Origin of the sequence: Microbacterium sp. NPDC089987 (assembly GCF_044748505.1) — a bacterium.
In the GTDB taxonomy this organism is placed as follows: domain Bacteria; phylum Actinomycetota; class Actinomycetes; order Actinomycetales; family Microbacteriaceae; genus Microbacterium.
Map to the genome: position 1 here is coordinate 1,009,697 of NZ_JBIVGE010000002.1, position 26,886 is coordinate 1,036,582.

At 69.5% G+C, this 26,886-nt stretch carries 28 protein-coding genes and 1 tRNA gene; 18 read left to right on the top strand and 11 right to left on the bottom strand.

Annotated features, from left to right (window positions below):
* Window positions 1–44 precede the first annotated feature (44 nt).
* Genes ACIPV2_RS12555 through ACIPV2_RS12565 form a run of 3 tightly spaced genes read right to left on the bottom strand, consistent with a single transcriptional unit; the run spans window position 45 to window position 3,866 of the window.
* Entirely contained in the window at window positions 45–983 is a 939-nt protein-coding gene (locus tag ACIPV2_RS12555; RefSeq protein WP_400841698.1) for an NUDIX domain-containing protein, read from the bottom strand.
* Complete coding sequence (locus ACIPV2_RS12560) at window positions 980–3,148, bottom strand: RNA degradosome polyphosphate kinase (protein WP_400841700.1); 2,169 nt, start codon at window positions 3,146–3,148, stop codon at window positions 980–982. Before ACIPV2_RS12560 ends, ACIPV2_RS12555 begins: the two co-directional genes overlap by 4 nt.
* Before the next feature lie 40 nt (window positions 3,149–3,188).
* On the bottom strand, window positions 3,189–3,866 hold the full coding sequence (locus ACIPV2_RS12565) for a winged helix-turn-helix domain-containing protein (RefSeq protein ID WP_400841702.1): 678 nt from the start codon (window positions 3,864–3,866) through the stop codon (window positions 3,189–3,191).
* A 92-nt stretch (window positions 3,867–3,958) separates the two neighbouring features.
* On the opposite strand from ACIPV2_RS12565, the gene ACIPV2_RS12570 reads away from it, so the two are divergent.
* The 3 genes from ACIPV2_RS12570 (at window position 3,959) to ACIPV2_RS12580 (ending at window position 6,126) form a co-directional block, all read left to right on the top strand.
* On the top strand, window positions 3,959–4,252 hold the full coding sequence (locus ACIPV2_RS12570) for a hypothetical protein (protein WP_101188604.1): 294 nt from the start codon (window positions 3,959–3,961) through the stop codon (window positions 4,250–4,252).
* Between the two features lie 175 nt (window positions 4,253–4,427).
* A complete protein-coding gene (locus ACIPV2_RS12575; RefSeq protein WP_400841704.1) occupies window positions 4,428–5,030 on the top strand; it encodes an FABP family protein in 603 nt (200 codons plus the stop codon).
* Between the two features lies 1 nt (window position 5,031).
* Window positions 5,032–6,126: a YgfZ/GcvT domain-containing protein gene (locus ACIPV2_RS12580; protein WP_400841706.1), complete on the top strand. Its 1,095-nt coding sequence runs from the start codon at window positions 5,032–5,034 to the stop codon at window positions 6,124–6,126.
* A gap of 119 nt (window positions 6,127–6,245) precedes the next feature.
* Here the strand turns inward: ACIPV2_RS12580 and ACIPV2_RS12585 are convergent, their stop codons facing one another.
* Window positions 6,246–7,070 carry a class I SAM-dependent methyltransferase gene (locus tag ACIPV2_RS12585; protein ID WP_400841708.1) on the bottom strand — a complete coding sequence of 275 codons (825 nt, stop codon included), beginning with the start codon at window positions 7,068–7,070 and terminating at the stop codon, window positions 6,246–6,248.
* Between the two features lie 210 nt (window positions 7,071–7,280).
* Here ACIPV2_RS12585 and ACIPV2_RS12590 point away from each other — a divergent pair, with 210 nt between their 5' ends.
* Window positions 7,281–8,024, top strand: a complete 744-nt coding sequence (locus ACIPV2_RS12590) for a phosphoglyceromutase (RefSeq protein ID WP_400841710.1) — start codon at window positions 7,281–7,283, stop codon at window positions 8,022–8,024.
* A gap of 100 nt (window positions 8,025–8,124) precedes the next feature.
* On the opposite strand, the gene phoU is transcribed toward ACIPV2_RS12590, so the two are convergent.
* The gene (phoU, locus tag ACIPV2_RS12595; RefSeq protein WP_400841712.1) at window positions 8,125–8,838 is read right to left on the bottom strand and encodes a phosphate signaling complex protein PhoU; all 714 of its coding nucleotides are present in this window, start codon (window positions 8,836–8,838) and stop codon (window positions 8,125–8,127) included.
* A 182-nt stretch (window positions 8,839–9,020) separates the two neighbouring features.
* Between phoU and ACIPV2_RS12600 the strand changes: the two genes are divergently transcribed.
* A complete protein-coding gene (locus ACIPV2_RS12600; protein WP_400841714.1) occupies window positions 9,021–10,241 on the top strand; it encodes a sensor histidine kinase in 1,221 nt (406 codons plus the stop codon).
* Window positions 10,238–10,921 (top strand): response regulator transcription factor, encoded by a 684-nt coding sequence (locus tag ACIPV2_RS12605; protein ID WP_101188611.1) that lies wholly within the window; start codon window positions 10,238–10,240, stop codon window positions 10,919–10,921. The genes ACIPV2_RS12600 and ACIPV2_RS12605 overlap by 4 nt, the downstream gene beginning before the upstream one ends.
* Window positions 10,922–10,996: 75 nt before the next feature.
* Here the strand turns inward: ACIPV2_RS12605 and ACIPV2_RS12610 are convergent, their stop codons facing one another.
* Window positions 10,997–11,509 carry a DNA modification methylase gene (locus ACIPV2_RS12610; protein WP_400841717.1) on the bottom strand — a complete coding sequence of 171 codons (513 nt, stop codon included), beginning with the start codon at window positions 11,507–11,509 and terminating at the stop codon, window positions 10,997–10,999.
* A gap of 151 nt (window positions 11,510–11,660) precedes the next feature.
* On the opposite strand from ACIPV2_RS12610, the gene ACIPV2_RS12615 reads away from it, so the two are divergent.
* From ACIPV2_RS12615 to ACIPV2_RS12635, 5 genes are all read left to right on the top strand, one after another.
* The gene (locus tag ACIPV2_RS12615) at window positions 11,661–12,143 is read left to right on the top strand and encodes a CarD family transcriptional regulator (protein ID WP_071640539.1); all 483 of its coding nucleotides are present in this window, start codon (window positions 11,661–11,663) and stop codon (window positions 12,141–12,143) included.
* A gap of 88 nt (window positions 12,144–12,231) precedes the next feature.
* A complete protein-coding gene (ispD, locus tag ACIPV2_RS12620) occupies window positions 12,232–13,419 on the top strand; it encodes a 2-C-methyl-D-erythritol 4-phosphate cytidylyltransferase (RefSeq protein ID WP_400841719.1) in 1,188 nt (395 codons plus the stop codon).
* A gap of 52 nt (window positions 13,420–13,471) precedes the next feature.
* A complete protein-coding gene (cysS, locus tag ACIPV2_RS12625) occupies window positions 13,472–14,926 on the top strand; it encodes a cysteine--tRNA ligase (protein WP_400841721.1) in 1,455 nt (484 codons plus the stop codon).
* Complete coding sequence (gene rlmB / locus ACIPV2_RS12630) at window positions 14,919–15,920, top strand: 23S rRNA (guanosine(2251)-2'-O)-methyltransferase RlmB (RefSeq protein ID WP_101188615.1); 1,002 nt, start codon at window positions 14,919–14,921, stop codon at window positions 15,918–15,920. The genes cysS and rlmB overlap by 8 nt, the downstream gene beginning before the upstream one ends.
* 59 nt (window positions 15,921–15,979) lie before the next feature.
* Window positions 15,980–16,618 carry an NAD(P)-dependent oxidoreductase gene (locus ACIPV2_RS12635; RefSeq protein WP_400841723.1) on the top strand — a complete coding sequence of 213 codons (639 nt, stop codon included), beginning with the start codon at window positions 15,980–15,982 and terminating at the stop codon, window positions 16,616–16,618.
* Window positions 16,619–16,620: 2 nt separating this feature from the next.
* Here ACIPV2_RS12635 and ACIPV2_RS12640 read toward each other — a convergent pair whose 3' ends face one another.
* Complete coding sequence (locus tag ACIPV2_RS12640) at window positions 16,621–17,925, bottom strand: DUF4032 domain-containing protein (RefSeq protein ID WP_400841725.1); 1,305 nt, start codon at window positions 17,923–17,925, stop codon at window positions 16,621–16,623.
* Window positions 17,926–17,992: 67 nt separating this feature from the next.
* Window positions 17,993–19,096 (bottom strand): ABC transporter ATP-binding protein, encoded by a 1,104-nt coding sequence (locus ACIPV2_RS12645; RefSeq protein WP_101188618.1) that lies wholly within the window; start codon window positions 19,094–19,096, stop codon window positions 17,993–17,995.
* A 212-nt stretch (window positions 19,097–19,308) separates the two neighbouring features.
* On the opposite strand from ACIPV2_RS12645, the gene ACIPV2_RS12650 reads away from it, so the two are divergent.
* Window positions 19,309–20,262 (top strand): thioredoxin domain-containing protein, encoded by a 954-nt coding sequence (locus tag ACIPV2_RS12650; RefSeq protein ID WP_101188619.1) that lies wholly within the window; start codon window positions 19,309–19,311, stop codon window positions 20,260–20,262.
* 55 nt (window positions 20,263–20,317) lie between these two features.
* A tRNA-Thr gene (locus ACIPV2_RS12655) sits at window positions 20,318–20,393 on the top strand.
* Between the two features lie 44 nt (window positions 20,394–20,437).
* Here ACIPV2_RS12655 and ACIPV2_RS12660 read toward each other — a convergent pair.
* The gene (locus tag ACIPV2_RS12660) at window positions 20,438–21,091 is read right to left on the bottom strand and encodes an SOS response-associated peptidase family protein (protein WP_400841728.1); all 654 of its coding nucleotides are present in this window, start codon (window positions 21,089–21,091) and stop codon (window positions 20,438–20,440) included.
* A 115-nt stretch (window positions 21,092–21,206) separates the two neighbouring features.
* Between ACIPV2_RS12660 and ACIPV2_RS12665 the strand changes: the two genes are divergently transcribed.
* Window positions 21,207–22,112: a DMT family transporter gene (locus ACIPV2_RS12665; RefSeq protein WP_400841828.1), complete on the top strand. Its 906-nt coding sequence runs from the start codon at window positions 21,207–21,209 to the stop codon at window positions 22,110–22,112.
* 1 nt (window position 22,113) lies between these two features.
* On the opposite strand, the gene ACIPV2_RS12670 is transcribed toward ACIPV2_RS12665, so the two are convergent.
* Window positions 22,114–22,740 carry a nitroreductase family protein gene (locus ACIPV2_RS12670; protein ID WP_400841730.1) on the bottom strand — a complete coding sequence of 209 codons (627 nt, stop codon included), beginning with the start codon at window positions 22,738–22,740 and terminating at the stop codon, window positions 22,114–22,116.
* Window positions 22,737–23,141, bottom strand: a complete 405-nt coding sequence (gene msrB, locus ACIPV2_RS12675; protein ID WP_400841732.1) for a peptide-methionine (R)-S-oxide reductase MsrB — start codon at window positions 23,139–23,141, stop codon at window positions 22,737–22,739. Before msrB ends, ACIPV2_RS12670 begins: the two co-directional genes overlap by 4 nt.
* Before the next feature lie 81 nt (window positions 23,142–23,222).
* Between msrB and ACIPV2_RS12680 the strand changes: the two genes are divergently transcribed.
* The 4 genes from ACIPV2_RS12680 (at window position 23,223) to groL (ending at window position 26,880) form a co-directional block, all read left to right on the top strand.
* Complete coding sequence (locus tag ACIPV2_RS12680) at window positions 23,223–24,215, top strand: DUF2332 family protein (protein ID WP_400841734.1); 993 nt, start codon at window positions 23,223–23,225, stop codon at window positions 24,213–24,215.
* 9 nt (window positions 24,216–24,224) lie between these two features.
* On the top strand, window positions 24,225–24,482 hold the full coding sequence (locus ACIPV2_RS12685) for a DUF3263 domain-containing protein (RefSeq protein WP_400841736.1): 258 nt from the start codon (window positions 24,225–24,227) through the stop codon (window positions 24,480–24,482).
* Between the two features lie 77 nt (window positions 24,483–24,559).
* On the top strand, window positions 24,560–25,138 hold the full coding sequence (locus ACIPV2_RS12690; RefSeq protein ID WP_400841738.1) for a LytR C-terminal domain-containing protein: 579 nt from the start codon (window positions 24,560–24,562) through the stop codon (window positions 25,136–25,138).
* Between the two features lie 125 nt (window positions 25,139–25,263).
* Window positions 25,264–26,880 carry a chaperonin GroEL gene (gene groL / locus ACIPV2_RS12695; RefSeq protein WP_400841740.1) on the top strand — a complete coding sequence of 539 codons (1,617 nt, stop codon included), beginning with the start codon at window positions 25,264–25,266 and terminating at the stop codon, window positions 26,878–26,880.
* Window positions 26,881–26,886 lie beyond the last annotated feature (6 nt).

Genomic DNA, 26,886 nt, shown 5'->3' on the forward strand with positions numbered 1-26,886 from the left:
GAACGAGGGGCGGCCAGTCGCACCGCGCCCTCGGGTGGACGGCGTCAGATCTTCGGCTCGTGGGTCTCGATCGAGATGATCCCCGAGCCGGGATTGGTGGCGGACAGGTGCACGACCGAGAACGCCGCGACGTTCAGGGCGCTGGCGCTGTCGATGTACGAGCCGGGAACGGTTCCGGTGGCGAGCGCGAGCTCCGACAGGATGCCGGGAAGCACCGGCCCGTGGCTGCACAGCACCGTCGCCTTGCGCGAGCGCACGCGCCGTCCGATCACGGAGCGCACGTCGGCGGCGTCGGCATCCCACGCATCCTGACTGAGCTTCGGGGTCAGGCGAGCCATCCTGCCCAGCTTGCGCTCCAGCGGCGCGACCGTCTGCGTGCACCGCACCGCGTCGCTGCTGACGATGCGCCGCACGCCGAATGCGCGCAGCGGACCGACGATGGCCTTGGCCTGTCGCAGGCCCTTGTCGGTGAGCGGGCGAGCGGCATCCGCCTCATGCCAGTCCGAGCGGGCCACGGCCTTGGCGTGCCTCAGGGTGATGATGGGGAAGGTGCGCAGCACGCCGTCGTCGACGAGCCGGATGAAGTTGTCGAGGATCTCGACGTCGACGGGGTAGCTCAGGTGCTTGCGCGCCTTCTTCAGGCTCACCCACTCGACGCCGGAGATCTCGCCGTTCGGCACGAACGACGAGGCGCGGATCGCGTCGTCGGTGGCCTCGGCCGCCCAGTAGTGCACGACCTTCTGCCGCTTCGGGCGCATCCAGTACTTGCTGACGCCGACCGGCACTCCGAGCGAGACCTGGATGCCCGTCTCCTCGCGCACCTCGCGCACCGCGGTCTCGGCGAGCATCTCGCCGGGGTCGACCTTGCCCTTCGGCAGCGTCACATCGCGGTACTTCGTGCGATGGATCAGCAGCACCTTCAGCTTGTCGTCGACCATCCGCCAGACGATCGCGCCGGCCGCGTAGACCGCCGAGTCAGTCATCGGATCGTGCGCTTGCTGCGTCGTCGGCGGCTCTGCACGCTCGCCATCGTCAGATCCTGCAGGTCGACGAGGGGCTGTCCGTCGACCTCGGAGACCCGCTTCCATTCACCGCCCTCGCTCAGATGCCACGAGTTGGTCTGCGGGTCCATCGCCAGGTCGAACAGGTCGTGCAGCTCCTGCAGGTGCGCGGGGTCGCGCAGCCGCACAAGCGCCTCGACGCGGCGGTCGAGGTTGCGGTGCATCATGTCGGCGCTGCCGATGTACACGATCGGGTCGCCGTCGTTCTCGAACATGAACAGCCGGGAGTGCTCGAGGTAGCGGCCGAGGATGCTGCGCACGGTGATGTTGTCGCTCACACCCGGCAGGTCCACCCTCAGGCTGCAGATGCCGCGCACCCACACGTCGACCTTCACCCCGGCCATGCTGGCCCGGTACAGCCCGTCGATGATCTCCTCGTCGACCATCGAGTTGACCTTGATGCGGATGCGCGCGGGCTTGCCCGCCTCGGCGTTCGCGCGCTCCGCGTCGATGTGCCGCAGCAGCCCCTTGCGCAGGTGTCGCGGAGCGACGAGCAGGTGCTTGAACTTCTTCTCGATCGCGTAGCCGCTGAGCTCGTTGAACAGCCTGGTCAGGTCCTTGCCGACCTGCGGGTCGGCGGTGAACAGTCCGAAGTCCTCGTAGATGCGGCTGGTCTTCGGGTTGTAGTTGCCCGTGCCGATGTGCGAGTAGTGGCGCAGCACGCCCTCCTCCTCGCGGATCACCAGAGCGAGCTTGCAGTGGGTCTTCAACCCGACCAGGCCGTACACGACGTGCACGCCGGCCTTCTCGAGCTTGCGCGCCCAGACGATGTTGTTCGCCTCGTCGAATCGCGCCTTCACCTCGACGAGCGCCAGCACCTGCTTGCCCGACTCGGCTGCGTCGATGAGCGCCTGCACGATCGGGCTGTCTCCGGAGGTGCGGTACAGCGTCTGCTTGATGGCGAGCACGTGCCGGTCGCGGGCGGCCTGCTCGAGGAACGCCTGCACGCTGGTCGCGAAGGACTCGTAGGGGTGGTGCACGAGCACATCCGCCTTGCGGATCGCGCGGAAGATGTCGGAGCGCTCGTTGCTGTCACCCGGCTGGAACGCCACGGCCGTCGTCGGCACGTGCGGCGGGTAGCGCAGATCGGGGCGGTCGAGGCGCCCCAGATCGAACAGCCCGCGAAGATCGAGCGGCCCAGGCAGTCGATAGACCTCCTGGTCGGTGATGTCGAGCTCGCGGATCAGCAGCTCGAGAGTCACCTCGTCCATGTCCTCCGTGATCTCCAGCCGGATCGGCGGCCCGAACCGGCGCCGCAGCAGCTCGGCCTCGAGGGCCTGGATGAGGTTCTCGCTCTCGTCCTCCTCGATCTCGACATCCTCGTTGCGGGTCAGGCGGAACGCGTGATGGTCGAGCACCTCCATGCCGGGGAAGAGGTCGCCGAGGTGATTGGCGATGAGCTCCTCCAGCCGGATGAACCGGGTGATGGGGCTCGTGCCGGGCACCTCGACGAAGCGCGGGAGCATGGTGGGCACCTTGAGGCGCGCGAAGTCCTGCCGCCCGGTGCGGGCGTTGCGGATGCGGATCGCGAGGTTCAGCGACAGACCCGAGATGTACGGGAACGGGTGCGCGGGGTCGACGGCGAGAGGCATGAGTACGGGGAAGACCTGGGCCTGGAAGTACTCTCCGAGCGCGCCGCGTTCGGCGTCGGTGAGGTCGTTCCACTCGGTGATCTCGATCCCGGCGTCCGCGAGCGCGGGTCGCACGAGGTCGTTCCACGCGGCCGCGTGGCGCAGCTGCAGAGCATGCGCATCGCGCGAGATGTCGGCGAGCACGTCGCTCGGGGAGCGCCCGACGTTGGTCGGCACCGCGAGGCCGGTGAGGATGCGGCGCTTGAGCCCGGCCACCCTGACCATGAAGAACTCATCGAGGTTGCTGGCGAAGATCGCGAGGAAGTTCGCGCGCTCCAGCTCGGGCAGCGACGGATCCTCAGCCAGTTCGAGCACGCGCTGGTTGAACGCCAGCCAGCTCAGCTCGCGGTCGTGGTAGCGGTGGTCGGGGAGCACCGCGTCGGGAGCCTCGTGCGCATCGAAGTCGTCGTCTTCGGCATCCCCGAGGCCGGTGTCGACAAGGGCGGGTTCCATCATGGGGTACATCTTTGCACCCGCCGGTGACGGATGAGTGAACTCAGCCCGCCCCGGCCTGACCGTCGTCGTGCAGATTGAAGCGGTAGCCGACGTTGCGCACAGTGCCGATCACCTGCTCGGCGTCGCCGAGCTTGGCGCGCAGTCGCCGCACGTGCACGTCGACCGTGCGCGTGCCGCCGAAGTAGTCGTACCCCCACACGTCGCTCAGCAGCTGTTCCCGGGTGAAGACACGAGACGGGTGGGTCGCCAGGAAGTGCAGCAGCTGGAACTCCTTGTACGTCAGATCCAGCGGCTTGCCGTGCAGCTTGGCGGAGTACGACTGCTCATCGATCGTGATGCCCGACGCTTGAACGTGAGCGGGAGCCGCGGCATCCACCCGCGCCAGGGCGAGTCGCAGCCGGGCGTCGACCTCCGCGGGACCCGCGGTGCACAGCAGCACGTCGTCGAAGCCCCAGTCCGAGGCGATGGCGCTCAGCCCGCCTTCGGTGACGACCAGCAGCACCGGCGTCTCGGCTCCGGCGGTGCGCAGCAGCCGGCACGCAGCCCGCGCGGCGGCGAGATCGCCGCGTGCATCGATGATCACGGCGTCGCTCTCCGGCAGGTCCAGAAGGCGGGTGGCGTCGAACGGGTGATGCCGGATGCGGTGCGACAGCAGCTCGAGCGCGGGCAGTGCCGGGTCCCCTTCGGGAGCGGAGGTGAGTGCCAGCACGAGGACCACGCGTCAATGCTAATGGCGGGCGCTTCTGACATGACGGGATGCCGGGCGGCGGCATTCCGGATGCCCGCAGGTGCGGCCGTTACGATGTCACCATGTCTGAACCGGCCCTCGCCCCGCGCAGCGCCTTCCGCGGCATGATCGCGGTCTGGATCGCCTCCCTGGTGGTCGCGGTCACCCTCGGCTTCGTGCTTCCCGAGGAGGACAGGGTCGGCTGGCTGCTGATCGCCTTCGGCGGCATCGTGCTCGTCTCGTTCGCCGTTCAGCTCGCCTCCGGTCGCGCCCAGGGCTTCATCGTCCGCACGGCGGGAAGCGTCGTGGGTGCACTGATGATCATGGGTGCGGTCTCCGGCGTCTTCGGCATCGCGGCGCTCGCCTCCGCGCTCTGACACCGTCTCTCTCCAGTCCGGTCGTCAGGGGGAGGGGTAGAGTGGGCGCATGGACCTCGTCGCGCTCGAATTCTTCTTCCTCGGCCTGCTGGGGCTGGCGAGCCTCGCGATCGCCTTCGTCTCCGGCGTCGTGCTCGTCAACCTGTTCCGCGGCCAGCGCTGATCCGACGCCGTCGTGATCGAGCTGCCCACCGATCTTCCCGCTGACCTCGCACCGCTGTCATGGCTGCTCGGTGTCTGGGAGGGCACCGGCGTCATCGAGTACACCGCGGGCGAGCAGCGCTATCAGGGTGAGTTCTCGCACCGCGTGAGCTTCAGCCACGATGGTGGAGCCTTCCTGAACTACGCCGCATCCGCGTCGTTCCTCGGCGCCGAGGGCACGGACGAGCCCGTCGACCTGCTTGCCGAGACGGGCTTCTGGCGCCTCGCGCGTCCCCGCACCGATGCCGATCCCGGACCCGCTCTTCTTCCGCCCACCGCTGAGTCGACGCCGCGGACAGCCGACGACGTCGAGGCGCTGCGCACCGACGACGGGTTCCCGCTGGAGGTCTCGGTGACGCACTCCGACGGAACGCTCGAGCTGTACCTGGGCCGCATCGCCGGTCCCCGCATCGACATCGCGACGGATGCTGTGGTGCGCCCGGCCGGGACGAAGGCCTACTCGGCCGCCACGCGCATGTACGGCCTGGTTGACGCTCACCTGCTCTGGGCGTGGGACATCACCGCTCTCGGCGAGAAGCTGAAGTCCCACGCGTCGGCTCGTCTGGCCAAGGTCTGACATGGCCACGTTCGACGGCATTCCCGGCGCCGTGCGCGAGGGCGAGCTGATCGCGCACTTCGGCAGCCCGCTCATCGAGCAGCGTCGCCTGGCATCCGGCGAGGCGCTCGCGCCGCTCACGGACCGCGTGCTCATAGAGGTGTCGGGCGACGACCGGCTGACCTGGCTGGACTCGATCACCTCGCAGTCGGTGGCGCGGCTGCGCGCCGGCGACAGCACGGAACTGCTCGTGCTCGACCCGCAGGGCCGGGTGGAGCACGCTGCGGGCGCGCTCGAGGACGGCTCGTCCGTCTGGCTGATCGCCGATGAGGGGGATGCCGAGAAGCTGACCGCGTGGCTGCAGCGCATGGTCTTCCGCTCGCGCGTCACGGTCACGCTGCGACCGGATGCGGCGCTGGCCGGGTTCTTCGCCGGCGGCACCGCCGAGGCGCGCCTCACGGCATCCGCTCCGCACGGCGTGCCGCTCATCTGGCGCGACCCATGGGCGCGCGTGCAGCCCGGCGGGCACCAGTACGCCGCCGAAGCCGGGCATCCCGCCGCGGACTACAGCTGGAGCATCGCCGTCGTCGATGACGCGCACTCCCTCACTGGCCCGTTCGCGGGTGCGCTCGCCGCCGAGGCACTGCGCATCGCGGCCTGGCGGCCGCGCTGGGCACGTGAGGTCGACGACCGCAGCATCCCGCACGAGGCCGACTGGATCCGCAGCGCCGTGCACCTGAACAAGGGCTGCTACCGCGGTCAGGAGACGGTCGCGAAGGTGCACAACCTCGGGCATCCGCCGCGTCGCCTGGCGGCGCTGCTGCTCGACGGCAGCGACGTCGTGATGCCCGCGCCCGGTGATGCGGTGCTGGCGGGCGAGGCCGAGGTCGGCCACATCACGTCGGTTGCGACGCATCACGAGGACGGCCCGATCGCCCTGGCGATGCTGTCGCGCCGGGCGCCGGTGGGCGAGCTGGTCGTGCGCACGGGGGAGACCCTGATCGCCGCCGCACAGCAGGTGATCGTACCCGCCGATGCGGGTGCCACCGCTGATGTGCCGCGCCTGACCCGTCTCTCGCGCCGCCCCGCCGGCGAGGATCCGCGGCACGCTCGCTGACCCGCTGCCCATACGTCGAGAGCACGGGACGTCGTCGCGAGCACGGGTTATTCGCGCGAAAGCCCCGTGCATTCGGCGAGATGTCGTGCTCTCGACGATCAGAGCGGCGAGGTGTCTGATCAGGGGCGCGGGGCCACGGTGTGCCAGGGCACCGTCAGCTCGCCGAGGCGCCAGCGCCGGCGGTCGCCCCGCACCGGGATGCCCTGCGTCTTGAGCGCAGAGACGACGGCGAGCCAGCGCTGCACCGGACCGAACGTCGACAGGGGAGCCGCACGCTCCCATTCGCGAGCCAGTGCGGTGAGCAGATCGTGGACGCGCTCGCCGGGGACGTTGCGATGGATGAGCGCCTTCGGCAGGCGCTCGGCGACGATTCCCGGATGCTCGAGCTCGGTCAGCCGCAGCGAGATCGTGAACGCCACCGGCTCTCCCTCGCTCGTGACATCGGTCCAGCTGGCGATGCGGCCGATCTCGTCACAGGTGCCCTCGAAGAGCATCCCGCCCGGTGCGAGTCGCGACGTGACCTGGCGCCACGCGTCAGCGACATCGCCCTCGTCGTACTGCCGCAGCACGTTCATCGCTCGGATCACCGCGGGCCGTCGACCACCCGGTACCGGCACCTCGAACCCGCCGCGCGCGAACGACACCGCGAGATCCGCAGCGAACGGCGTGCTGCCCGCGCGCACGTCCTCCAGCTGACTGCGTGCGGTCGCCACGCGTCCCGGGTCCAGCTCGAGGCCCAGCACCTCGGCATCCGTCCTCACCCGGCGCAGTCTGGTCGCGAGCTCGAACGCGGTGACCCCGCTGGCTCCGTACCCGAGGTCGACGACGAGCGGGTCGGATGCCCGGCGGAACGCCGCCGACGCCGCGATCCACCGGTCGTTCCGCCGCAGCCGGTTCGTCCCCGTCGTCCCCCTCGTCGGCTGCCCAACCGGTGACGCTCCCATCCCTCCATTCTCCCCTCTCTACTCCTCACTTCCACACCGCTCATGCTCTCGCTCGCAGAGGTGAGGGCGGAGTGACGTTCCCGGAGCGAGCATCGGGGAGGGACCCGCGAAGCGGGAGGGGCACCCGCTCTGCGAGCGAGGGGAACGTCACGCAGCCCGCCGCACGTCACCCAGCCCGCCCCGCCCACCCCGAATCGATACAGTGGATCCATGACCCGCACTCTGATTCTTCTGCGTCACGGCCAGAGCGAATGGAACCAGCTCAACCTCTTCACGGGATGGGTGGACATCCGCCTGACCGACCAGGGCAAGGCGGAGGCTCGCCGCGGCGGCGAGCTGCTGGCCGAGTCGGGTCTGCTGCCCGACGTGCTGCACACGTCGCTGCTGAGCCGTGCGATCCAGACGGCGAACATCGCGCTCGACGCGGCTGACCGCCTGTGGATTCCGGTGACGCGCTCGTGGCGACTCAACGAGCGCCACTACGGTGCGCTGCAGGGCAAGGACAAGGCGCAGACGCTCGAGGAGTTCGGTCCGGAGCAGTTCCAGCTGTGGCGCCGTTCGTTCGACGTCCCGCCGCCCGCGCTGGCCGATGACAGCGAGTTCAGCCAGGTGCACGACGCCCGCTACGCGGACATCGATGGGGAGGTTCCGCGCACCGAGTCGCTCAAACTCGTCATCGACCGTCTGCTGCCGTACTGGAACGACGCGATCGTCCCCGACCTCGAGGCCGGCAAGACGGTGCTGGTCACCGCGCACGGCAACTCGCTGCGCGGCCTGGTCAAGCACCTCGAGGGTATCAGCGACGATGACATCGCCGAGCTGAACATCCCCACGGGCATCCCGCTGGTGTACGAGCTCGACGAGAACAACGTGCCGACCGGTCCGAGCCGCTACCTCGACCCCGAGGCCGCTGCGGCCGGCGCTGCCGCCGTCGCCGCGCAGGGCAAGAAGTAGCTCTGTCGACGCCCCCTCACATCGTCGAGGCCCCCTCCGGTCCACCTGGATCAGAGGGGGCCTCGACGATGTGAGGGGGCGCCGATGATGGTGGTGAGTGTCAGAACGCCGGAGGAGCGGGGGGCGTCACGCTCGACTGCGCCTCGGCCGCCAGTGCGATGTCCTCCTCCTGCACCGCCCAGTCGCCCGTCGCGAGGTAGACGACCTTCTTCGCGACGGCGACCGCGTGGTCGGCGAAGCGCTCGTGGTAGCGGCTGGCGAGCGTGGCGTCGACGGTCGCGGTCGCCTCGCCCTTCCAGTTGTCGCTGAGCACCTTCTCGAACACGCTGGCGTGCAGCTCGTCGACGTCGTCGTCGGCGTTGCGGATCTCGTCGGCGAAGCGCAGGTTCTGCGTGCGCAGCAGCTCGGCGAGGGTGCCGGCGATCTGCACGTCGAGTTCACCCATCCGGCGGAACGTGCCCTTGAGCCCCTTGGGAACGGCGCGCTCGGGGAAGCGCAGGCGGGCGAGCTGTGCGATGTGCTCGGCCATGTCGCCCATGCGCTCCAGCGAGGCGCTCACGCGCAGCGCGGTGATCACGATGCGCAGGTCACGGGCGACCGGCTGCTGACGTGCGAGGATCTCGATCGCCTGCTCGTCGAGCGCGACGGCCAGCTCATCGATCTTCGCGTCGTCGGCGATGACCTCTTCGGCCAGTGCGACGTCGCTCTCGGCGAATGCGGTGGTGGCCTTCTGGATCGCGACCGTGACCAGGTCGGCGATCTCGGCGAGCTGCGTCTGCAGCTCTTCGAGGGACTGGTGGAACACTTCGCGCATGTCGGCGCAACCTTTCGTCGGGGGTTCGGCACGGCATGCCGGGGCACGCGCTCGCGCGGCCGCATCGATTGTCCGCGTCGAAGGTTAACGAACGGTGCCGGGAACGTGAATACTATTCTCTCCGCCCCGTGACGGCGCGGTGCACGTCAGGTGGCCGGCATCCCGGCCTCTACTGTGGAGGCATGGATTCCGCTCAGCTGGCGCTGTTCGCCCTCGCCGTCGGCGCGCTGATCGGGGCGGGCGCCGTGCTGCTGGTGAGCTGGGCCTATCGCGTGCGCGCCATCGCCCTGCAGGAGACCTCCTCCGCTGTGCCGGGGGGCGTCCGCGACGTGCTCGCGAGCATGGATGACGCCGCGTGCGTGCTCGATGCCTCCGGGCTCGTGGTCGCCACGTCGAACGCCGCGACGCGCTTCAGCATCCGCGAGGGAGCAGTGCTGGAGAACGGGGAGCTGCGGCGCCTCGTGCGCAGCGTCCGCGACAGCGGCGCGGACGCGACCGAGACGATGCGGCTCACCGGCGGCGCCGCCCTGGATCCTCGGCTGGTCTCTGCACGCGCCAGCTCCGTCGGCCCGCAGCTGACTCTGCTGATCATCCGCGATGTCACCGAGCGCGAGCGCCTCGATCAGATGCGCACCGACTTCGTGTCGAACACCAGTCACGAGCTGAAGACCCCGGTCGCTTCGGTCAGCCTGCTCGCCGAGGCGATCGAATCGGCGGCAGACGACCCCGAGCAGGTGCGCATCTTCGCCGCACGCATCTCGGCGGAGGCCGCCCGTCTCGGGCAGCTCACCGGGCGCATCCTGAGCCTCTCGCGGCTGCAGGCGGCGGAGAGCCTGTCGCAGGTCGAGCCGGTCGCGATCGATGAGGTCGTGGCGGCGTCGATAGAGGCGCATTCGGTGCAGGCTGATTCGGCCGGTGTCGAGCTGAGCCGCGGCGGTGAGCGCGGGGTGTGGGTGCGCGGTGACGCGCAGGTGCTGATCGAGGCGGTCGGCAACCTCATCGCCAACGCGATCGTCTACTCGCCGCGCGGGTCGCGCGTCGGCGTCGGCGTGAAGGTCGACGGGGACGTCGTCGAGATCGCCGTGACGGATCAGGGCATCGGGATCTCGGATGCCGACCTCGAGCGCATCTTCGAGCGCTTCTACCGTGCCGATGAGGCGCGTTCGCGGCGCACCGGGGGCACCGGACTGGGACTGTCGATCGTCAAGCACGCCACTCAGCGGCACGGCGGCGAGGTGCGCGTGTGGTCGCGTCCGGGTCGCGGCTCGACCTTCACGATGCGCCTGCCGCTCGCGAGCGCACCCGCCAGCGCCGCCGACAAGAAGTCCAAGAGAAAGCCCAAGAAGAAGCGCGTGAGCGGCGATACCCGCAAGCGCGACGCTCGAAACGGAGAGTACGCATGACCCGCATCCTGCTCGTCGAGGATGAGCCCGATCTGGCCGACCCGCTCGCCTACCTGCTGCGACGCGAGGGCTACGAGGTCGAGATCTGCGAGGACGGCCCTGGGGCCCTGACCGCCTTCCGCGAGCGCGGCGCCGACATCATCCTGCTCGATCTCATGCTTCCGGGCATGGCGGGCACCGAGGTGTGCCGTCAGGTTCGTCAGACCTCGAGCGTGCCGATCATCATGCTGACGGCCAAGGACTCCGAGGTCGACATCGTGGTGGGGCTGGAGCTCGGCGCAGATGACTACATCACGAAGCCCTACTCGTCACGCGAGCTGCTGGCGCGCATGCGCGCCGTGCTGCGTCGAGTGGTGCAGGCCGAGGCGGAGCTGGACGAGCGCGTGCTGGAGGGCGGCCGTGTCACGCTCGACATCGACAGGCACACCGTCGCCGTGGATGGGTCCGAGATCAACATCCCGCTGAAGGAGTTCGAGCTGCTCGAGGTGCTCATGCGCAACGCGGGTCGTGTGCTCACCCGCGGTCAGCTGATCGATCGCGTCTGGGGCAGCGACTACTTCGGCGACACGAAGACCCTGGATGTGCACATCAAGCGCATCCGGTCGCGCATCGAGCAGAACCCGGGCGACCCGGTCATGCTGGTCACCGTGCGGGGCCTCGGCTACCGCTTCGAAGGCTGATCGGTCGCAGAACGCGAAGAGGCCGGTTCCGAAAGGAACCGGCCTCTTCTTCGTCGCAGCTGTCGCGACGGGAAGTCAGGATGCGGAGTCGAGCGGCGCGGCGCTCGGCACCAGGTCGGCGTACTGCGGGAGCGATCCGTCGAGCACGGGCACCTGGGCGGGAACCGCCTCGCCGTCACCCGCGACGATGAGCACCTCGACGGTGGCGCCGGGCTTGGCGCCGAGGTTCTCGACGCGCAGCGGCATCTTGTCGGCACCGAGGCTGACCCGGTCCTCGCTGGGCACGCGCAGGGTGAGCTGCTCGCCCGCGACGTCGATGTCGACCGTGCTGGTCTTCGAGCTCCCGTTGATGAACGCGCCGACGAGGTTGCCCACCTCGCCGTCCTCCGTGGCCACCACGAAGACGTTGCGCGCGACGACGGAGCCGCCGGTCTCGTCGATGTTCACACCGTCGGACGCGGAGTAGGGGTTCGTGGTCGCCTGGTGCGTGATGAAGGTGCATCCGGTGGTGCCGAGTGCGAGCGCCGAGCCCAGGGCGATGGCGGCGATGAGACGCGGAGCGATGGACGCAGCAGAGCGCGAGTTCACGGATCCTCCTGAGGTGCGACGGGTGGCCTGGATCAGTCTAGTGGGTCGAGCGTGCGCACAGACCACGGATGCCCGCTGCGGTGCCGATCGGCGCGAACCTTACTGCATAACGGCTGTGGTATGCTGGAGATTGCCGAAAGGACACGTTTTTATGCTTTTTGAGGTTGGCGAAACCGTCGTCTATCCGCACCACGGAGCCGCGACGATCATCGAGGTCAAGGACCGCGTGATCAAGGGGGAGACCAAGAAGTACCTGAAGCTCAACGTCACGCAGGGTGATCTCATCATCGAGGTTCCTGCCGAGAATGTCGACCTGGTCGGTGTTCGCGACGTGATCGGCAAGGAGGGTCTCGAGAACGTCTTCGAGGTGCTGCGCGCCCCGTTCACGGAAGAGCCCACCAACTGGTCGCGCCGCTACAAGGCGAACCTGGAGAAGCTCGCCTCGGGCGATGTGATCAAGGTGAGCGAGGTCGTTCGCGACCTGTGGCGCCGCGATCAGGATCGCGGTCTCTCCGCGGGTGAGAAGCGCATGCTCGCCAAGGCCCGCCAGATCCTCGTGTCGGAGCTCGCTCTGGCCGAGAAGATCGATGAGGACAAGGCCGGCGCCCTGCTCGACGAGGTGCTCGCCTCCTGACGAGCGCGTCGACGGTCGGAATTCGAAGAGGGCGGATGCTGCGGCATCCGCCCTCTTCGCGTGCTGCGGCGCGCGATAGCGTGAGAAGGTGACTTCGATCCCGACTCCCACCACAGCGATCATCGTCGTCGCCGCCGGCTCCGGCACGCGACTCGGTGCCGGCATGCCCAAGGCGCTCGTGGACATCGACGGCCGGACCGTGCTGCATCACGCTCTGGATGGTGTCTTCGCCGCCCAGCGCATGCAGGTCGTCGTCGTGGCCCCAGCCGGGTTCGAGCAGGCCGCGGCGGACATGCTGACCGATGCCGATCGAGGCCGAGGATGGCCGGCATCCGTCGTCGTCGGCGGCCAGACACGGCAGCAGTCCGTTGCCGCGGGCCTCGCCGCCCTCGACGCGAAGATCGACGTCGTGCTCGTGCATGACGCTGCGCGTGCCCTCACCTCGGCCGCGCAGATCGATGCCGTCGCCGCGGCGGTGACATCAGACGCCGGGGTCATCCCCGCGCTTCCCGTGGTCGACACGCTCAAGCAGGTGTCGGGCGACGAGGTCGTCGGTGCCGTCGACCGCTCGCTGCTCGCGGCCGCGCAGACCCCCCAGGGCTTCCCCCGTCGCGCGCTGGAGGCCGCTTATGAGCGCGTCCTGCTGACGGGCGACGAGCACACCGACGACGCCGCGCTGTTCGCGGCGGACGGAGGGACCGTGCGCCGCATCCCAGGATCCGAGCGTGCATTCAAGATCACCACCGCGGAGGATCTGGAGCGTGCGCGCATGCTTCTGACCCAGAGGATGCCGTCTCCGCCGATGCTGCCGCGCATCGGCGTCGGCACAGATGTGCACGCCTTCGGTGGGGAGGGGAACCTGTGGCTCGCCGGTCTGGAATGGCCGGGGGAGCAGCCCCTGTCGGGCCACTCTGACGGGGATGCCGTCGCACACGCCATGGTCGACGCCCTGCTGGGCGCGGCAGGACTCGGTGACATCGGCCAGCATTTCGGCACGGCGCACCCCGAGTACGCAGGCGCGCACGCTGACGTCTTCCTCGCCCGAACCGCGGCGATGCTCGCCGAAGCGGGCTTCGCGATCGGCAACGTGTCGGTGCAGTTCCAGGGCAACCGGCCGCGGTTCAGCGCCCGCCGGGTCGAGGCCGAGCAGGTGCTCTCAGCCGCGCTGGGAGGCGCCGCCGTCACCGTCTCGGCGACCACGACCGACGGACTCGGGTTCACCGGTCGCGGCGAGGGCATCGCGGTCACCGCGGTCGCGCTCGTCCACCGGATCTGACAGGGGAGCCCGCCCCCAGGTGCGCACCGCGACGCCCCGGTAGTCTTGTGCGGTGACGATCCGCCTGTACGACACTCGCGCACAGCAGCTGCGCGACTTCGCCCCGCTCGATTCCTCGAACGTGACGATGTACGTCTGCGGACCCACCGTGCAGTCCGGCCCGCACATCGGGCACGTGCGCGCGGCCCTGAGCTTCGATCTGCTGCGCCGCTGGCTCGCGCACCGTTACGAGCGGGTCACCTTCGTGCGCAACGTCACCGACATCGACGACAAGGTGCTCGCCAATGCGACCCAGACCGAGTCGTGGTGGGCGCTGGCGTACCGGATGGAGCAGGAGTTCTCGCAGGCCTATGCCGCCGTCGGCATCCTGACGCCCACCTACGAGCCGCGCGCGACCGGGTTCATCCCGCAGATGCACGATCTCATCGCGGCCCTCATCGAGCGTGGCCACGCATACGCCGCATCCGACGGCTCGGGTGACGTCTACTTCGACGTGCGCTCCTGGCCGGAGTACGGCTCGCTCACCCATCAGTCCGTGGACGCGATGGAAGCGGCGGCCGACGCCGGGCCGCGCGGCAAGCGCAACCCGCAGGACTTCGCGCTGTGGAAGGGCGCGAAGAGCGACGAGCAGCCGGATGCCGTGTGGGATTCGCCGTGGGGACGTGGCCGTCCCGGCTGGCACATCGAGTGCTCGGCGATGTCGCGCCGCTTCCTCGGACCCGAGTTCGACATCCACGGCGGGGGTCTGGACCTGCGCTTCCCGCACCACGAGAACGAGCTCGCGCAGTCGGCCGCCGCCGGCGACGGCTTCGCGCGGTACTGGGTGCACAACGGGCTCGTCACCGTGGGCGGTCAGAAGATGTCGAAGTCGCTGGGCAACTTCACCCTCGCCGCCGACGTGCTCGCCGCACAGGACCCGCTGGTCGTGCGGTACGCGCTCGCCGCCGCGCACTACCGCTCCAGCCTCGACCTCACCGAGTCGTCGTTCGCCGAGGCGGATGCCGCGCTGGGGCGCATCCGCTCGTTCCTCGAGCGCGCGGCTCGACTGCCTGCTGAGTTCGCCTGGACTGCAGAGCGCGCCACCGACGACGACGCCGACGACGGCGAGGCGAGCCTCGAGCTGCTGCCCGCCGCCTTCGCGGCCGCGATGGACGATGACCTCGGCGTGCCCCAGGCGCTCGCCGTGCTGCACGAGACGGTGCGGTCGGGCAACAGCATGCTCGATGCCGGTCGCAGCGCCGACGCGCAGCTCGCGGCGATGCAGGTGCGCGAGATGGCGGGCGTCCTCGGGATCGACCCGCTCGCGCCCGAGTGGAGCACCGACAAGCACGACCGCGCTGAGGCTTCCGCCCTCGACGCGCTCGTGCAGACGATGATCACGCAGCGCGCCGAGGCGCGCGCGGAGAAGGACTGGGCCGCAGCCGATCGCATCCGAGATGCGATCGGCGCGGCAGGAATCACTCTGGAGGACACTCCGGACGGAACACATTGGAGTATCGATGGTTAAGCCTGGACGCCCCGGAGCGGGCAACAGCAAGAAGAAGGGTGCCAGCAAGGGCACCGGCGGCCTCGGGCGCAAGGCGCTCGAGGGTCGCGGCCCGACACCCAAGGCAGAGGACCGCAGCTGGCACGTCGCCGGCAAGCGCAAGGCAGCTCAGGAGCGCTTCGCCGCAGCCGGCGGCAAGGGCAAGGTGAGCCAGAAGCCGCAGGGGCGCGACATGAACCGCCAGCAGCGCAGCAAGGCATCCGACGACACCGAGACGGTCACCGGCCGCAACTCCGTGCTCGAGGCCCTGCGCACCAAGATCCCGGCGACGTCGTTCTACATCGCACAGCGCGTCGAGATGGACGACCGCGTGAAGGAGATGCTCTCGATCGCCCGCCACCGGGATATCCCCGTGCTCGAGGTCACCCGCCAGGAGCTCGACCGCATGGCCGGGTTCGACGGCGTGCACCAGGGCGTCGCGCTGAAGGTGCCGCCGTACGAGTACGCGCACCCGCAGGACCTCCTCGAGCAGGTCATCGACCGCGGCGAGACGCCGCTGTTCATCGCCCTCGACGGCATCACCGATCCGCGCAATCTCGGAGCGATCATCCGCTCGACGGCCGCCTTCGGCGGGCACGGCATCATCCTGCCGCAGCGCCGCTCGGCGAGCGTCAACAGCGCCGCGTGGAAGACCAGCGCCGGCGCGGCGGCGCGTCTGCCGGTCGCGCTGGCCGCGAACCTCACCACGCTGCTGAAGGAGTTCAAGAAGCAGGGCGTGTTCGTGCTCGGCCTCGACGGCGGGGGAGATGTCGCGCTGCCCGCGCTCGAGCTGGCCGACCGTCCCGTCGTGATCGTGGTCGGATCCGAGGGCAAGGGGCTCTCGCGCCTGGTCACCGAGACGTGCGATCAGATCGTGTCGATCCCGATCTCATCCGCCACCGAGTCGCTGAACGCCGGCATCGCGGCATCCGTCGCGCTGTACCAGGTGTCGACGGTCCGCGCCGCCGCGGAATAGCCTGCGCAGCGGCGGGAGTTGTACCCGACGAACCCGTTCGCGTATCGGAAGGAGCACAGATGTCCCGCATCGTCGTCATCGGAGGAACCGGCTACGCCGGATCGCACATCACCCGCGAGGCGGTGAGCCGAGGGCATGAGGTGACGGTGATCTCCCGTCAGGCCCCGGAGGCACCCCTCGACGGTGCGCGGTACGTGCAGGGCTCGGTGCTCGACCTCGACGGCCTCGGCGACGTCTTCGATGGAGCGGATGCCGTCGTCTCGGCGCTCTCACCGCGCGGCGATATGGAGAACGAGGTCATCGGGGCACTGCGCGGCCTGACCGAGAAGCTCGCCGGCACCCCGACCCGTCTGGGCGTCGTCGGCGGAGCCGGCGGCAGCCTGGTCGCACCGGGCGGACCGCGCCTGTTCGACCAGGGCTTCCCCGAGGAATACAAGCACGAGGCGCAGGTGGGCATCGACTCGCTCGAGCTGCTGCAGCAGGCCGATGACCTGGAGTGGTTCTTCATCCACCCCGCCGAGGTGTTCGGACCCTGGGCGGAGGGCGAGCGCACCGGCCGCTACCGCGACGGCGGCGACGTGCTGGTCCGGGACGCCGACGGCAACTCCACCATCTCGGGCGCCGACTTCGCCATCGCCGTCGTCGACGAGATCGAGCAGCCGAAGCACCGCCGCGGGCGGTTCACGGTCGGCTACTAGCGTCAGACGAGGTCGCGCCAGTCGATCGCGGCGGTGTCGTCCGAGACCTCGACCGAACCGGTATCCACCGGGATGCCCATCGACTCGGTCGGCGGGCCCATGATCGTCGCCTCGTCGCGGCGGTGCCGCAGCACATCGTTGATGTAGCTCGTCAGCACCTCGGCGAGCGGCACCGACCGCGACTGGGCCTGTGACAGGTACCAGCGGTGCTCGAGCACCTGGTGATACACCTCGGCCGGCTCGAGCTTGGCGCGCAGGTCGTAGGGGATGGCGCGCACGACCGGCTCGAACACTCGAGTCAGCCACTCGTGCGCGTACATCTCCTCCTCAGCCCATGCCTTGGTCGAGCGCACCCGGAACTCGTCGAGGTCGTTGAGCAGCCGGCGCGCCTGGTTCTCCTCGACGTCGAGACCGGTGAGGCGGATCAGCCGTCGCTGATGGTGTCCTGCATCGACAACCTTGGGCTGGATGCGCACGGTGGTGCCGTCTGCGGTGGTCTCCATCGACATCTCGTCGATGTCGAAGCCGAGCGCGTTCAGCTGCTCCACCCGCTCGGTGATGCGCCACGTCTCTCCGGTGGAGAACGACTCCTCATCGGTGAGCGCCGCCCACAGCGAGCGGTACGACGAGACGATGCCGTCGGCGATCTCGAGCGCGTCCACACCCCGTTCCAGGCGGCCGCCGGCGGCGAGGTCCATGATCTCGCCGGCGATGTTCGTGCGCGCGAGGTCGAGGTCGTATGCGCGCTGCCCGTCGGTCAGCCCCTCCTCATGCAGCTCGCCGGTCTCAGCATCCACCAGATAGGCGGCGAAGGCGCCCGCGTCGCGACGGAACAGCGTGTTCGACAGCGACACGTCGCCCCAGTAGAAGCCCACGTTGTGCAGCCGCACGAGCAGCAGGGCGAGGGCGTCGACCAGGCGGGTGGCCGTGTCAGGGCGCAGCACCCGGGTGAACAGCGCGCGATACGGCATCGAGAAGCGCAGATGCGAGGTGACGAGCGCCGCAGGCAGAGCCTTGCCGTCGTCATCCGTTCGTCCTGCGATCACCGCGACCCTGCTCACGCAGGGCACGTCGAGGCGGCCGAGGTTTCCGAGCATCTCGTACTCGCGCTGCGCCATCTCGGCCGTGGTCTCCTTGACCGCGACGACGCGCCCGGACAGATCCGCGAAGCGCACCAGGTGACGCGAGAGGCCCTTCGGCAGCGACACGATCCTCTCCGACGGCCACTTGCCGAGCGGGGTCGACCAGGGGAGGCTCAGCAGACCCGGGTCGATGGAGCTGGCGGTGATGCGCAGCGACTCCTGCATGGTTCCTCCGAAAACACCGCGGCGCGGGAGACCGAGAGGTCCGCCCGCGCCCGCGTGTGCTGATTCGTCAGGCCGAGACGACCGGCTTGTCGTTGAGGCGCTCGCCCGACTCGAGGTCGAAGGCGTGCACGTGTCCGGGGTTGGCGGCCAGGGTGACCGTCTCGCCGGCGTTGGGGTGGCTGCGGCCGTCGACGCGCGCGACGATGTCGGTGCGCTTGCCGTTGATCTCGGTGTGACCGTAGAGGTAGCCGTCAGCGCCGAGCTCCTCGACCAGGTCGACCACGACCGAGAGGCCCATGCCGTCAGCGGGGCCGACGGTGATGTCCTCGGGGCGGACGCCGACGGTGACCTGCGAGCCGTTGGCGCGGCCGACGGTGTCGCGGTCGAGCGGCACGACCTCGGTGCCGAAGCGCACGCCGCCATCGGCGAGGTCCGCCGAGAAGAGGTTCATCGCGGGCGAGCCGATGAAGCCGGCGACGAAGACGTTGTTCGGCTTCTCGTACAGGTCACGCGGGGTGCCGACCTGCTGCAGGATGCCGTCCTTGAGCACCGCGATGCGGTCGCCCATCGTCAGGGCCTCGGTCTGGTCGTGGGTGACGTAGACCGTCGTGACGCCGAGCCGGCGCTGCAGCGAGGCGATCTGCGTGCGCGTCTGCACACGCAGCTTCGCGTCGAGGTTCGACAGCGGCTCGTCCATCAGGAACACCTGCGGCTGGCGCACGATCGCCCGGCCCATGGCGACGCGCTGACGCTGGCCACCCGAGAGCGCCTTCGGCTTGCGGTTGAGGTACTCCTCGAGGTCGAGGAGCTTGGCGGCCTCGAGGACGCGGCTCGCGCGCTCCTCCTTGCCGACGCCGGCGATCTTGAGCGCAAAGCCCATGTTCTCCGCGACCGTCATGTGCGGGTACAGCGCGTAGTTCTGGAAGACCATCGCGATGTCGCGGTCCTTCGGCGGCACGTCGGTGACGTCGCGGTCGCCGATGAGGATGCGGCCGCCGTTGACCTCTTCGAGGCCTGCGAGCATGCGCAGCGACGTGGACTTGCCGCAGCCGGACGGGCCGACCAGGACGAGGAACTCGCCATCGGCGATCTCGATGTTCAGCTTGTCGACAGCCGGACGAGTGCCGCCGGGGTACAGGCGGGTGGCGTCGTCGAACGTAACGGTGGCCATGATTTCTCCTTCACCGGCAGGTACGTGCCGGACGATCCTTCGTGATGGAAGCGGCGGACGCTGCCCGCCGTGACCCGCCATCGGGTCGGGATCAGTATGGCACGGCGGGGCGCGTCTGGGTATTTCTCAGGCTGCCTCGTTAGCATCGAATCCGGCGCCGCAGTCTCCGCGGCCGCGGGATCACCCGTCCCACCCGATCTTCAAGAGGAACGATGTCGAGCGACGAAACGCCGAACGTCCCCGCCGCTCGCCATTCGCGCGAAGCGGTGCGGGAGAAGGCACAGTTGGTGCACGCCCAGCAGTCGCGGGCGCGACTGATGCGACGGCTCATCATCACTCTCGTGGCGATCCTCGCCGTCGGCTCGATCGGCGCGGCCGTGGCGTATGCGGTCAGCTCGTCGATCTCGAAGCCGCAGCTCAGCCCGACCGGGATGTCGGACGACGGCGTCACGGTGAGTCAGATCTCTGCGGCTCCCTCCGCGACAGCGGCGACCCCGGCGCCGTCTGAGGGCGCGTCGGAGACCGGCGAGAGCGCCACCCCGACCCCGGATCCGTCGGCCACGCCCGGCGCGAAGGCCACCGAGATCCACATCTACGTCGATTACCTCTCGGCAGGAGCCGCGGAATTCGAGCGGGCCAATGCCCGTCAGCTCGCCGGCTGGATCTCGGAGGGCGCGGTCACCGTGACCTACCACCCGGTCGCTCTGCTGACCGCCAGCTCCAACGGCACGAAGTACTCCCTGCGCGCCGCTGCCGCCGCCGCGTGCGTCGCCACCTACGCGCCGAACAGCTTCTACGACTACAACCACGAGCTGCTCGCCAACCAGCCCGAGCCCAACACTGACGGCCGCAGCGACGCCGACCTGGCCGACCTCGCGGTCGCCGTCGGAGTGTCGGATGCCAAGAAGGTGCGCTCGTGCATCGAGAAGCAGGACTTCGTGTCGTGGGCGAAGGATGCCACCGACCGCGCGCTCGAGGGTCCGCTGCCCGGCTCCGATGGCCTGAAGCTGAACAACGAGGCGCTGATCCTCGTCGGCGGCAAGTCGTACGTCGGCGCGCTGAACGACCCGGCCGAGTTCTCGCAGTTCGTGCTCACCATCGCGAGCGACGAGTACTTCGGCTCCACGAAGCCCACCCCGACCCCGACTGCCACTCCGGCGTCCTGACCCGGGTGGTCGGCGCGGGTGATCCGCGCGCCGTCGCTATGCTTGATGACGGTCCGCCGACTTGGCGCAATTGGTAGCGCACCGTACTTGTAATACGGGGGTTACGGGTTCGAGTCCCGTAGTCGGCTCCACACACGAGGCACGTGCACCCGAGAGGGGCGCGTGCCTCGTCTCGTCAGAAGAGGGTCTGGGCGCCCTTGTCGTCGTCGCGTGGCACGGCGGCGACCCGCTCGTCGAGACCGGCAGCGGCGAGCAGGGCCTCGTCGATGAGCTCGCGAGTGGGGTCGCCGTGCAGCCAGTCGTCCGCGAACGCGGTCGCGATCAGCACGGGCATCCGGTCGTGGATGTTCGCCAGGTGCGGGGGAGCAGGGCGCATCACGATGGAGTAGCAGGTGATCCACTCGCCGTCGGGGGTGCGGCCCCGCTGGGTGACGGCGGCCATTCCGAACAGCACTCCGCGACCGAGACCGAACTCGTGCCACACCCGATCGGGCTTCTGCATCTCGTACCAGCCCGTGGCGGGTACGAGACCGCGCGTGCGCAGCGAGCCGGGGCGATCCTGCAGGCGTTCGGATCGGGTATTGATCGAGGGGAACCGCGCCGGCTGCCCGTCGACGAGAAAGCCCCACCATGCGGGCTCGAGGGCGGCGTCGCCGTCAGCCGTCGTCACCAGGGGATTGAGATTGCGCAGGTTCTTCCCCGTCGGGCGCAGGGTCTCACCGGCGTTGCGCTCGGCCCACGTTCGCAGCCCGTCGAGCACCGCGTCGTCGGCCTCGGCCAGCAGCTCGGCGTCGGTGAAACGGGGATCCAGTCCGTAGCTCGCGCACATGCTGACAGGCTAGCCCCGGGCACCGACATGATGAAGGGCTGGCGAGAGCGCCGAGCGATGCCCCGGGCCGGGTAGCCTGGAGCGAGTGACGCCCACCCGACCGCTGCCCGCCTGGATCGCCCTCGGCGGCGCTGTCGCGATCGGGGCCATGACGGCCATCCAGGCCCGGATCAACGGCGTCCTCGGTGTCCGCATCGACGACGGCATCGTCGCCGGTCTGGTCTCGTTCTCGGTCGGGCTCGTCTTCCTCATCGTGGTGATCCTCGCGCTGCCGTCCGGCCGCGCCGGCCTCGGACGTCTGCTCACCGGCATCCGCTCCCGCTCCATCCCCTTCTGGATGCTTCTCGGCGGCACCTGCGGCGCTCTCACGGTCACCACGCAGGGTCTCGTCGCGGGCGTGCTGGGAGTCTCGCTGTTCACCGTGGGCGTGGTGGCGGGCCAGACGCTGCACGGCCTGCTGCTGGACCGCATCGGCGTCGGGCCGTCGGGGATCGTCGCCGTCACCCCTGGGCGGGTGATCGGCGGTGGGCTCGCCCTGGGCGCCGTCGGCATCTCGCTGGGCGGCGATGTGCTCGGGACCGCACCACTGTGGCTGCTGCTGCTTCCGTTCGCTGCGGGTGCGGGCATCGCCTGGCAGGCTGCGGCGAACGGCCGCCTCGCGCGGCGGGTCGCGTCGCCGCTGACGGCGACGCTGATGAGCTTCATCGCCGGCACCGTGGTGCTGCTGGCCGGTGCTGCTGTCAGCGTCTCGATCAGAGGGATGCCCGATGCGCTCCCGGCCGAGCCCTGGCTGTACCTGGGCGGCCTGCTCGGGTTCGCCTACATCCTGCTCGGCGCCTGGCTGGTGCCCTACACCGGCGTGCTGCTGCTCGGGCTCGGCAGCGTGCTCGGGCAGCTGGTGGCGTCGGTGGTGATCGATGTCGTCTGGCCGGTCGACCGCGGTCCCGCGCTGTGGCAGCTCGCCGCGATGCTCGTCGTCGCCGGGGCGTCCGTCGTCGTCGCGCTGCCGCGGCGGCGCTGACTCAGCGCTTCTTCCCGTCCTTCTTCTTCTTCGACTTTTTGTGCTTCTTCGGCTTCTCGTCGTACTGAAGCTGCTCCTCGCCCGGCGCCGGCGCCGCGGGCATCGCGGTGAGCAGCGAGTCGGCATCCACCGGCCTGCGTCGACCGGCGTCCTTGCCCTCCGGCTTGCCGCCGACATAGAGCCAGCCGAGCAGCTCCTCGTTCTTCTTCAGGCCGTGCGCCTTCGCGACGGCCTTCGAGCGGGTGAGACCGCCGGTGCGCCAGATGACGCCCCAGCCCGCCTCATCCAGCAGAAGGCTGAGGACGTGGGCGACGCCGGAGGCCACCGCCTCCTGTTCCCACCGCGGGACCTTGTCGCTCTTGCGGTACGAGGCGACGATCGCGATCAGCAGCGAGGCGCGCAGCGGCTTGGTGGACGGCTTGTCGTCTCCGTCCGCTCTCGCCAGCGCCGCTCCCAGCGCGAGGCGATCATCGCCGCGCAGCTCGATCAGCCGCCACGGGCGAAGGGAGGAGTGGTCGGCCACGCGCCCGGCCGCTTCGACCAGGGGCAGCAGCTGCTCGCGGGTGGGAGCGTCCTCGGTCACACGTGACCACGATGCACGGCGCCGAACGGCGTCGAGCGCGCTCACGACTGGTCGGGTGTGAACGACAGCGCCACGGAGTTCATGCAGTAGCGGTCGCCGGTGGGAGTGCCGAAGCCGTCGGGGAAGACGTGTCCGAGGTGCGATCCGCATGCGGCGCAGCGCACCTCGGTGCGCACCATGCCGAGCGAGGTGTCCTCGATGAGCTGCACCGCCTCCGGGCGCACCGACTCGTAGAAGCTCGGCCAGCCGCATCCCGAATCGAACTTCGTGCCGCTGCGGAACAGCTCCGCGCCGCACGCGCCGCAGGTGTAGAGCCCCGCGCGCTCCTCATCGAGCAGCTCTCCCGTCCAGGGGCGCTCCGTCGCCGCCGTGCGCAGCACCGCGTACTGGTCGTCGCCGAGCTCGGCGCGCCACTCTGCATCCGTCTTGTTCACGCTGTAACCCATGCGTCCATTCTCTCGCTTCCGCGGCTGGTGCGGGCCGCGGAAGCGAGGCGGGCATCGGCCGGCCGCTGGAACAATGGGAGCATGACGGATGCTGTCGCCGAGCGCTACGACCGCTTCGCCCGGGAAGAAGCGCGCGGACGCAGCGAGGTGTACGCCGAGTGGGCGGCGGGCGTCGCGACGGATGACCTTGTGCAGGCCGTGCTCGAGCGGCTGACCCCGCAGCAGCGGCAGCCGCCGCTCGTGTTCGCCGTGTCCCGGCTTCTCGGCGCCCCGGTGGGCGGATATCGGCGGTGGCGCGAGTTCGTGCTCGCGCACGCCGACGAGCTGGTTGCGGAATGCACTCGCCGCGGTGTGCAGATCAATGAACCGCTTCGGCTGGCGGCCCTGCTGCCCGCGCTCAGCCTCATCGAGGGTCCGATAGCGCTGCTCGAGCTGGGTGCCGCCGCGGGTCTGTGCCTGTATCCCGACCGGTTCTCGTTCCGCGTCGACGGCCCGGATGGCATCCTGCGGCGCCGACTCGACCCGCCGGAGGGCCCGTCGCCGGTGCTGCTGACCAGCACCGTCTCGGGCGAGCTGCCCGAGCTGCGCCTGCCCGAGGTGAGCTGGCGGGCGGGGATCGACCTCGACCCGATCGACGTGCGTGCGCCCGCCGATCGCGCGTGGCTCGAGTCGCTCATCTGGCCGGGCGAGCACGAGCGAAGCGAGCGTATCGCCCACGCGATGGGCGTCGTCGCAGCCGACCCGCCGCTGCTGCGCGCGGGCGACGCAATCGAGCAGCTCGAGACGATGGCCGACGCAGCCCCGGCCGAGGCGACACTGGTCGTCACCACCCCGGGGATGCTGGTCTACCTGCCCCGACCGCGATGTGCCCAGCTCATCGACCGCATCCGCGCGCTCGATGCGCGCTGGATCACGATCGACCCGCCTGCGCTGCATGACGCCTGGCGACCGGCGATCGATCCGGCCGCCTTCCGCGGCTTCGCGGTCGCGCTCGACGGTCGGGTGGTGGCGGATGCCGATCCGCTCGGCCGCTGGTGGGAGTGGCGCGCGGGGATCGGACCGGATGCCGCATAGCCTGAGCACATGCTCGGTGAACTCTCCGATCGCGATCGCGCGATCCTGACGCTGGAGGCGGCCTGGCCGCGTCATGGCGGCATGAAGGAGGAGACCATCCGCGCCCAGCTGGGCATGAGCCCGGCACGCTACTACCAGCTGCTGGGGCGGCTGATCGAGACCGAAGCGGCGCTGGACTTCGACCCGCTCCTCGTTCGCCGCCTGCGCCGCCTCCGCGACGTGAGGGCGGGGCAGCGCACCGCGCGCATGCGCGGATTCGTGGGCTGACGCGACGCCTCTCGCGGGCTTCCGTTCCGCATCCGGCTCCGTGCGGACTCACGGCAGCCGCCCGCTAGCATCGAGGGGTGCAGAAGCTCTCCCGTGATCGATTCGACGACGTTCCGCGCGCCACCGGACGCGTCGGCGCTCACCGTGCCGAGCAGCCGGGTATGAACGGCCTCGTCGTGCTGCTGTGGTCGGCCGCGGTCGCCCTCGTGCTCATCGTCTGCGGGATCTTCGTGTCGCTGGTGATGATGGATCGCATCTCGCTGTTCGGCGGCTCGGAGCCGGCCCCCGTGCATACCCAGCCGGGTGTCGTCGCTCAGGTCGACACCTCGTATCGCGTGCTGGTCCTCAACGCGACGCCCGAGAAGGGGCGCGTGGCCGAGGTGCGCGAGAAGCTGCTCGCCGAGGGCTGGGCGACCGACGACGTGTTTGGCAGCGACGGGGCATCGCAGGAGTTCTCGAAGACCACTGTCTTCTACGTCGCGGACGCCGACGAGGGTGCGGCGCTGGGAGTCGCAGAGGTGCTCGGCGGAGTCGACGTGCAGCAGAGCGATTTCTACGCCGGGATGAACGACTCCGAGAGACCGCAGCTGACGGTCGTGATCGGTATGGACGAGGCGGGCTCGTCCGCGCCGGCCACCGAGGCTCCGGCTCCCTGACGCCCCGCTCTCGCTTTCCTCCCGCGGCTTGCACTCCCATGGGTCGAGTGCCAGACTGGTGTTAGCACTCGAACACCAGGAGTGCTAATACCCCATCGCCTACGTCCGGGAGGGACGAAAGACTCATGGCAAAGATCATCGCTTTCGATGAGGAGGCCCGTCGTGGCCTCGAGCGCGGCCTGAACATCCTGGCCGACGCCGTCAAGGTGACCCTCGGCCCGCGCGGTCGCAACGTCGTGCTCGAGAAGAAGTGGGGCGCCCCCACGATCACGAACGACGGTGTGTCGATCGCCAAGGAGATCGAGCTCGACGACCCGTACGAGAAGATCGGTGCGGAGCTCGTCAAGGAGGTCGCCAAGAAGACTGATGACGTCGCCGGTGACGGAACCACCACCGCGACCGTCCTCGCTCAGGCACTGGTCCGCGAAGGTCTGCGCAACGTCGCAGCCGGCGCCGACCCCATCTCGCTCAAGCGCGGCATTGAGAAGGCCGTCGCGGCCATCACCGAGGACCTGCTGAACAGCGCCAAGGAGATCGAGTCCAAGGAGCAGATCGCCGCCACCGCGTCGATCTCGGCCGCTGACCCGGCCATCGGCGAGCTCATCGCCGAGGCCATCGACAAGGTCGGCAAGGAGGGCGTCGTCACCGTCGAGGAGTCGCAGACCTTCGGCACCGAGCTCGAGCTCACCGAGGGCATGCGCTTCGACAAGGGCTACCTGAACCCCTACTTCGTGACGGATCCGGAGCGCCAGGAAGCTGTCTTCGAGGACCCGTACATCCTCATCGCCAACCAGAAGATCGGCAACATCAAGGACCTGCTGCCGGTCGTCGACAAGGTGATCCAGGACGGCAAGGAGCTCGTCATCATCGCCGAGGACGTCGAGGGCGAGGCTCTCGCGACGCTCGTGCTCAACAAGATCCGCGGCATCTTCAAGTCGGTCGCCGTCAAGGCTCCCGGCTTCGGCGACCGTCGCAAGGCTCAGCTGCAGGACATCGCGATCCTGACCGGCGGCCAGGTCATCACCGAAGAGGTCGGCCTCAAGCTCGAGAACACCACCCTCGACCTGCTCGGCCGTGCACGCAAGGTCATCGTCACCAAGGACGAGACCACGATCGTCGAGGGCGCGGGCGAGCAGTCCGCCATCGAGGGTCGCGTGACCCAGATTCGTCGCGAGATCGAGAACACCGACAGCGACTACGACCGTGAGAAGCTGCAGGAGCGCCTCGCGAAGCTGGCCGGCGGCGTGGCCGTCATCAAGGCCGGCGCCGCGACCGAGGTCGAGCTCAAGGAGCGCAAGCACCGCATCGAGGACGCCGTCCGCAACGCGAAGGCTGCCGTCGAAGAGGGCATCGTCCCCGGTGGTGGCGTCGCGCTGATCCAGTCGGCGAAGGCTCTCGACGGGCTGTCGCTCGAGGGCGACGAGGCGACCGGTGCGAACATCGTGCGCGTTGCACTCGAGGCGCCGCTGAAGCAGATCGCCCTGAACGCAGGGCTCGAGCCCGGTGTCGTGGCGCACAAGGTCGCCGAACTGCCGGTCGGTCACGGCCTGAATGCCGCTACGGGCGAGTACGGCGACATGTTCGCACAGGGCATCATCGACCCGGCGAAGGTCACCCGTTCGGCGCTGCAGAACGCGGCATCGATCGCTGCTCTGTTCCTGACCACCGAGGCCGTCGTCGCCGACAAGCCCGAGAAGGCTCCGGCCATGCCGGCCGACCCGTCGGGTGGCATGGACTTCTGATCCCAG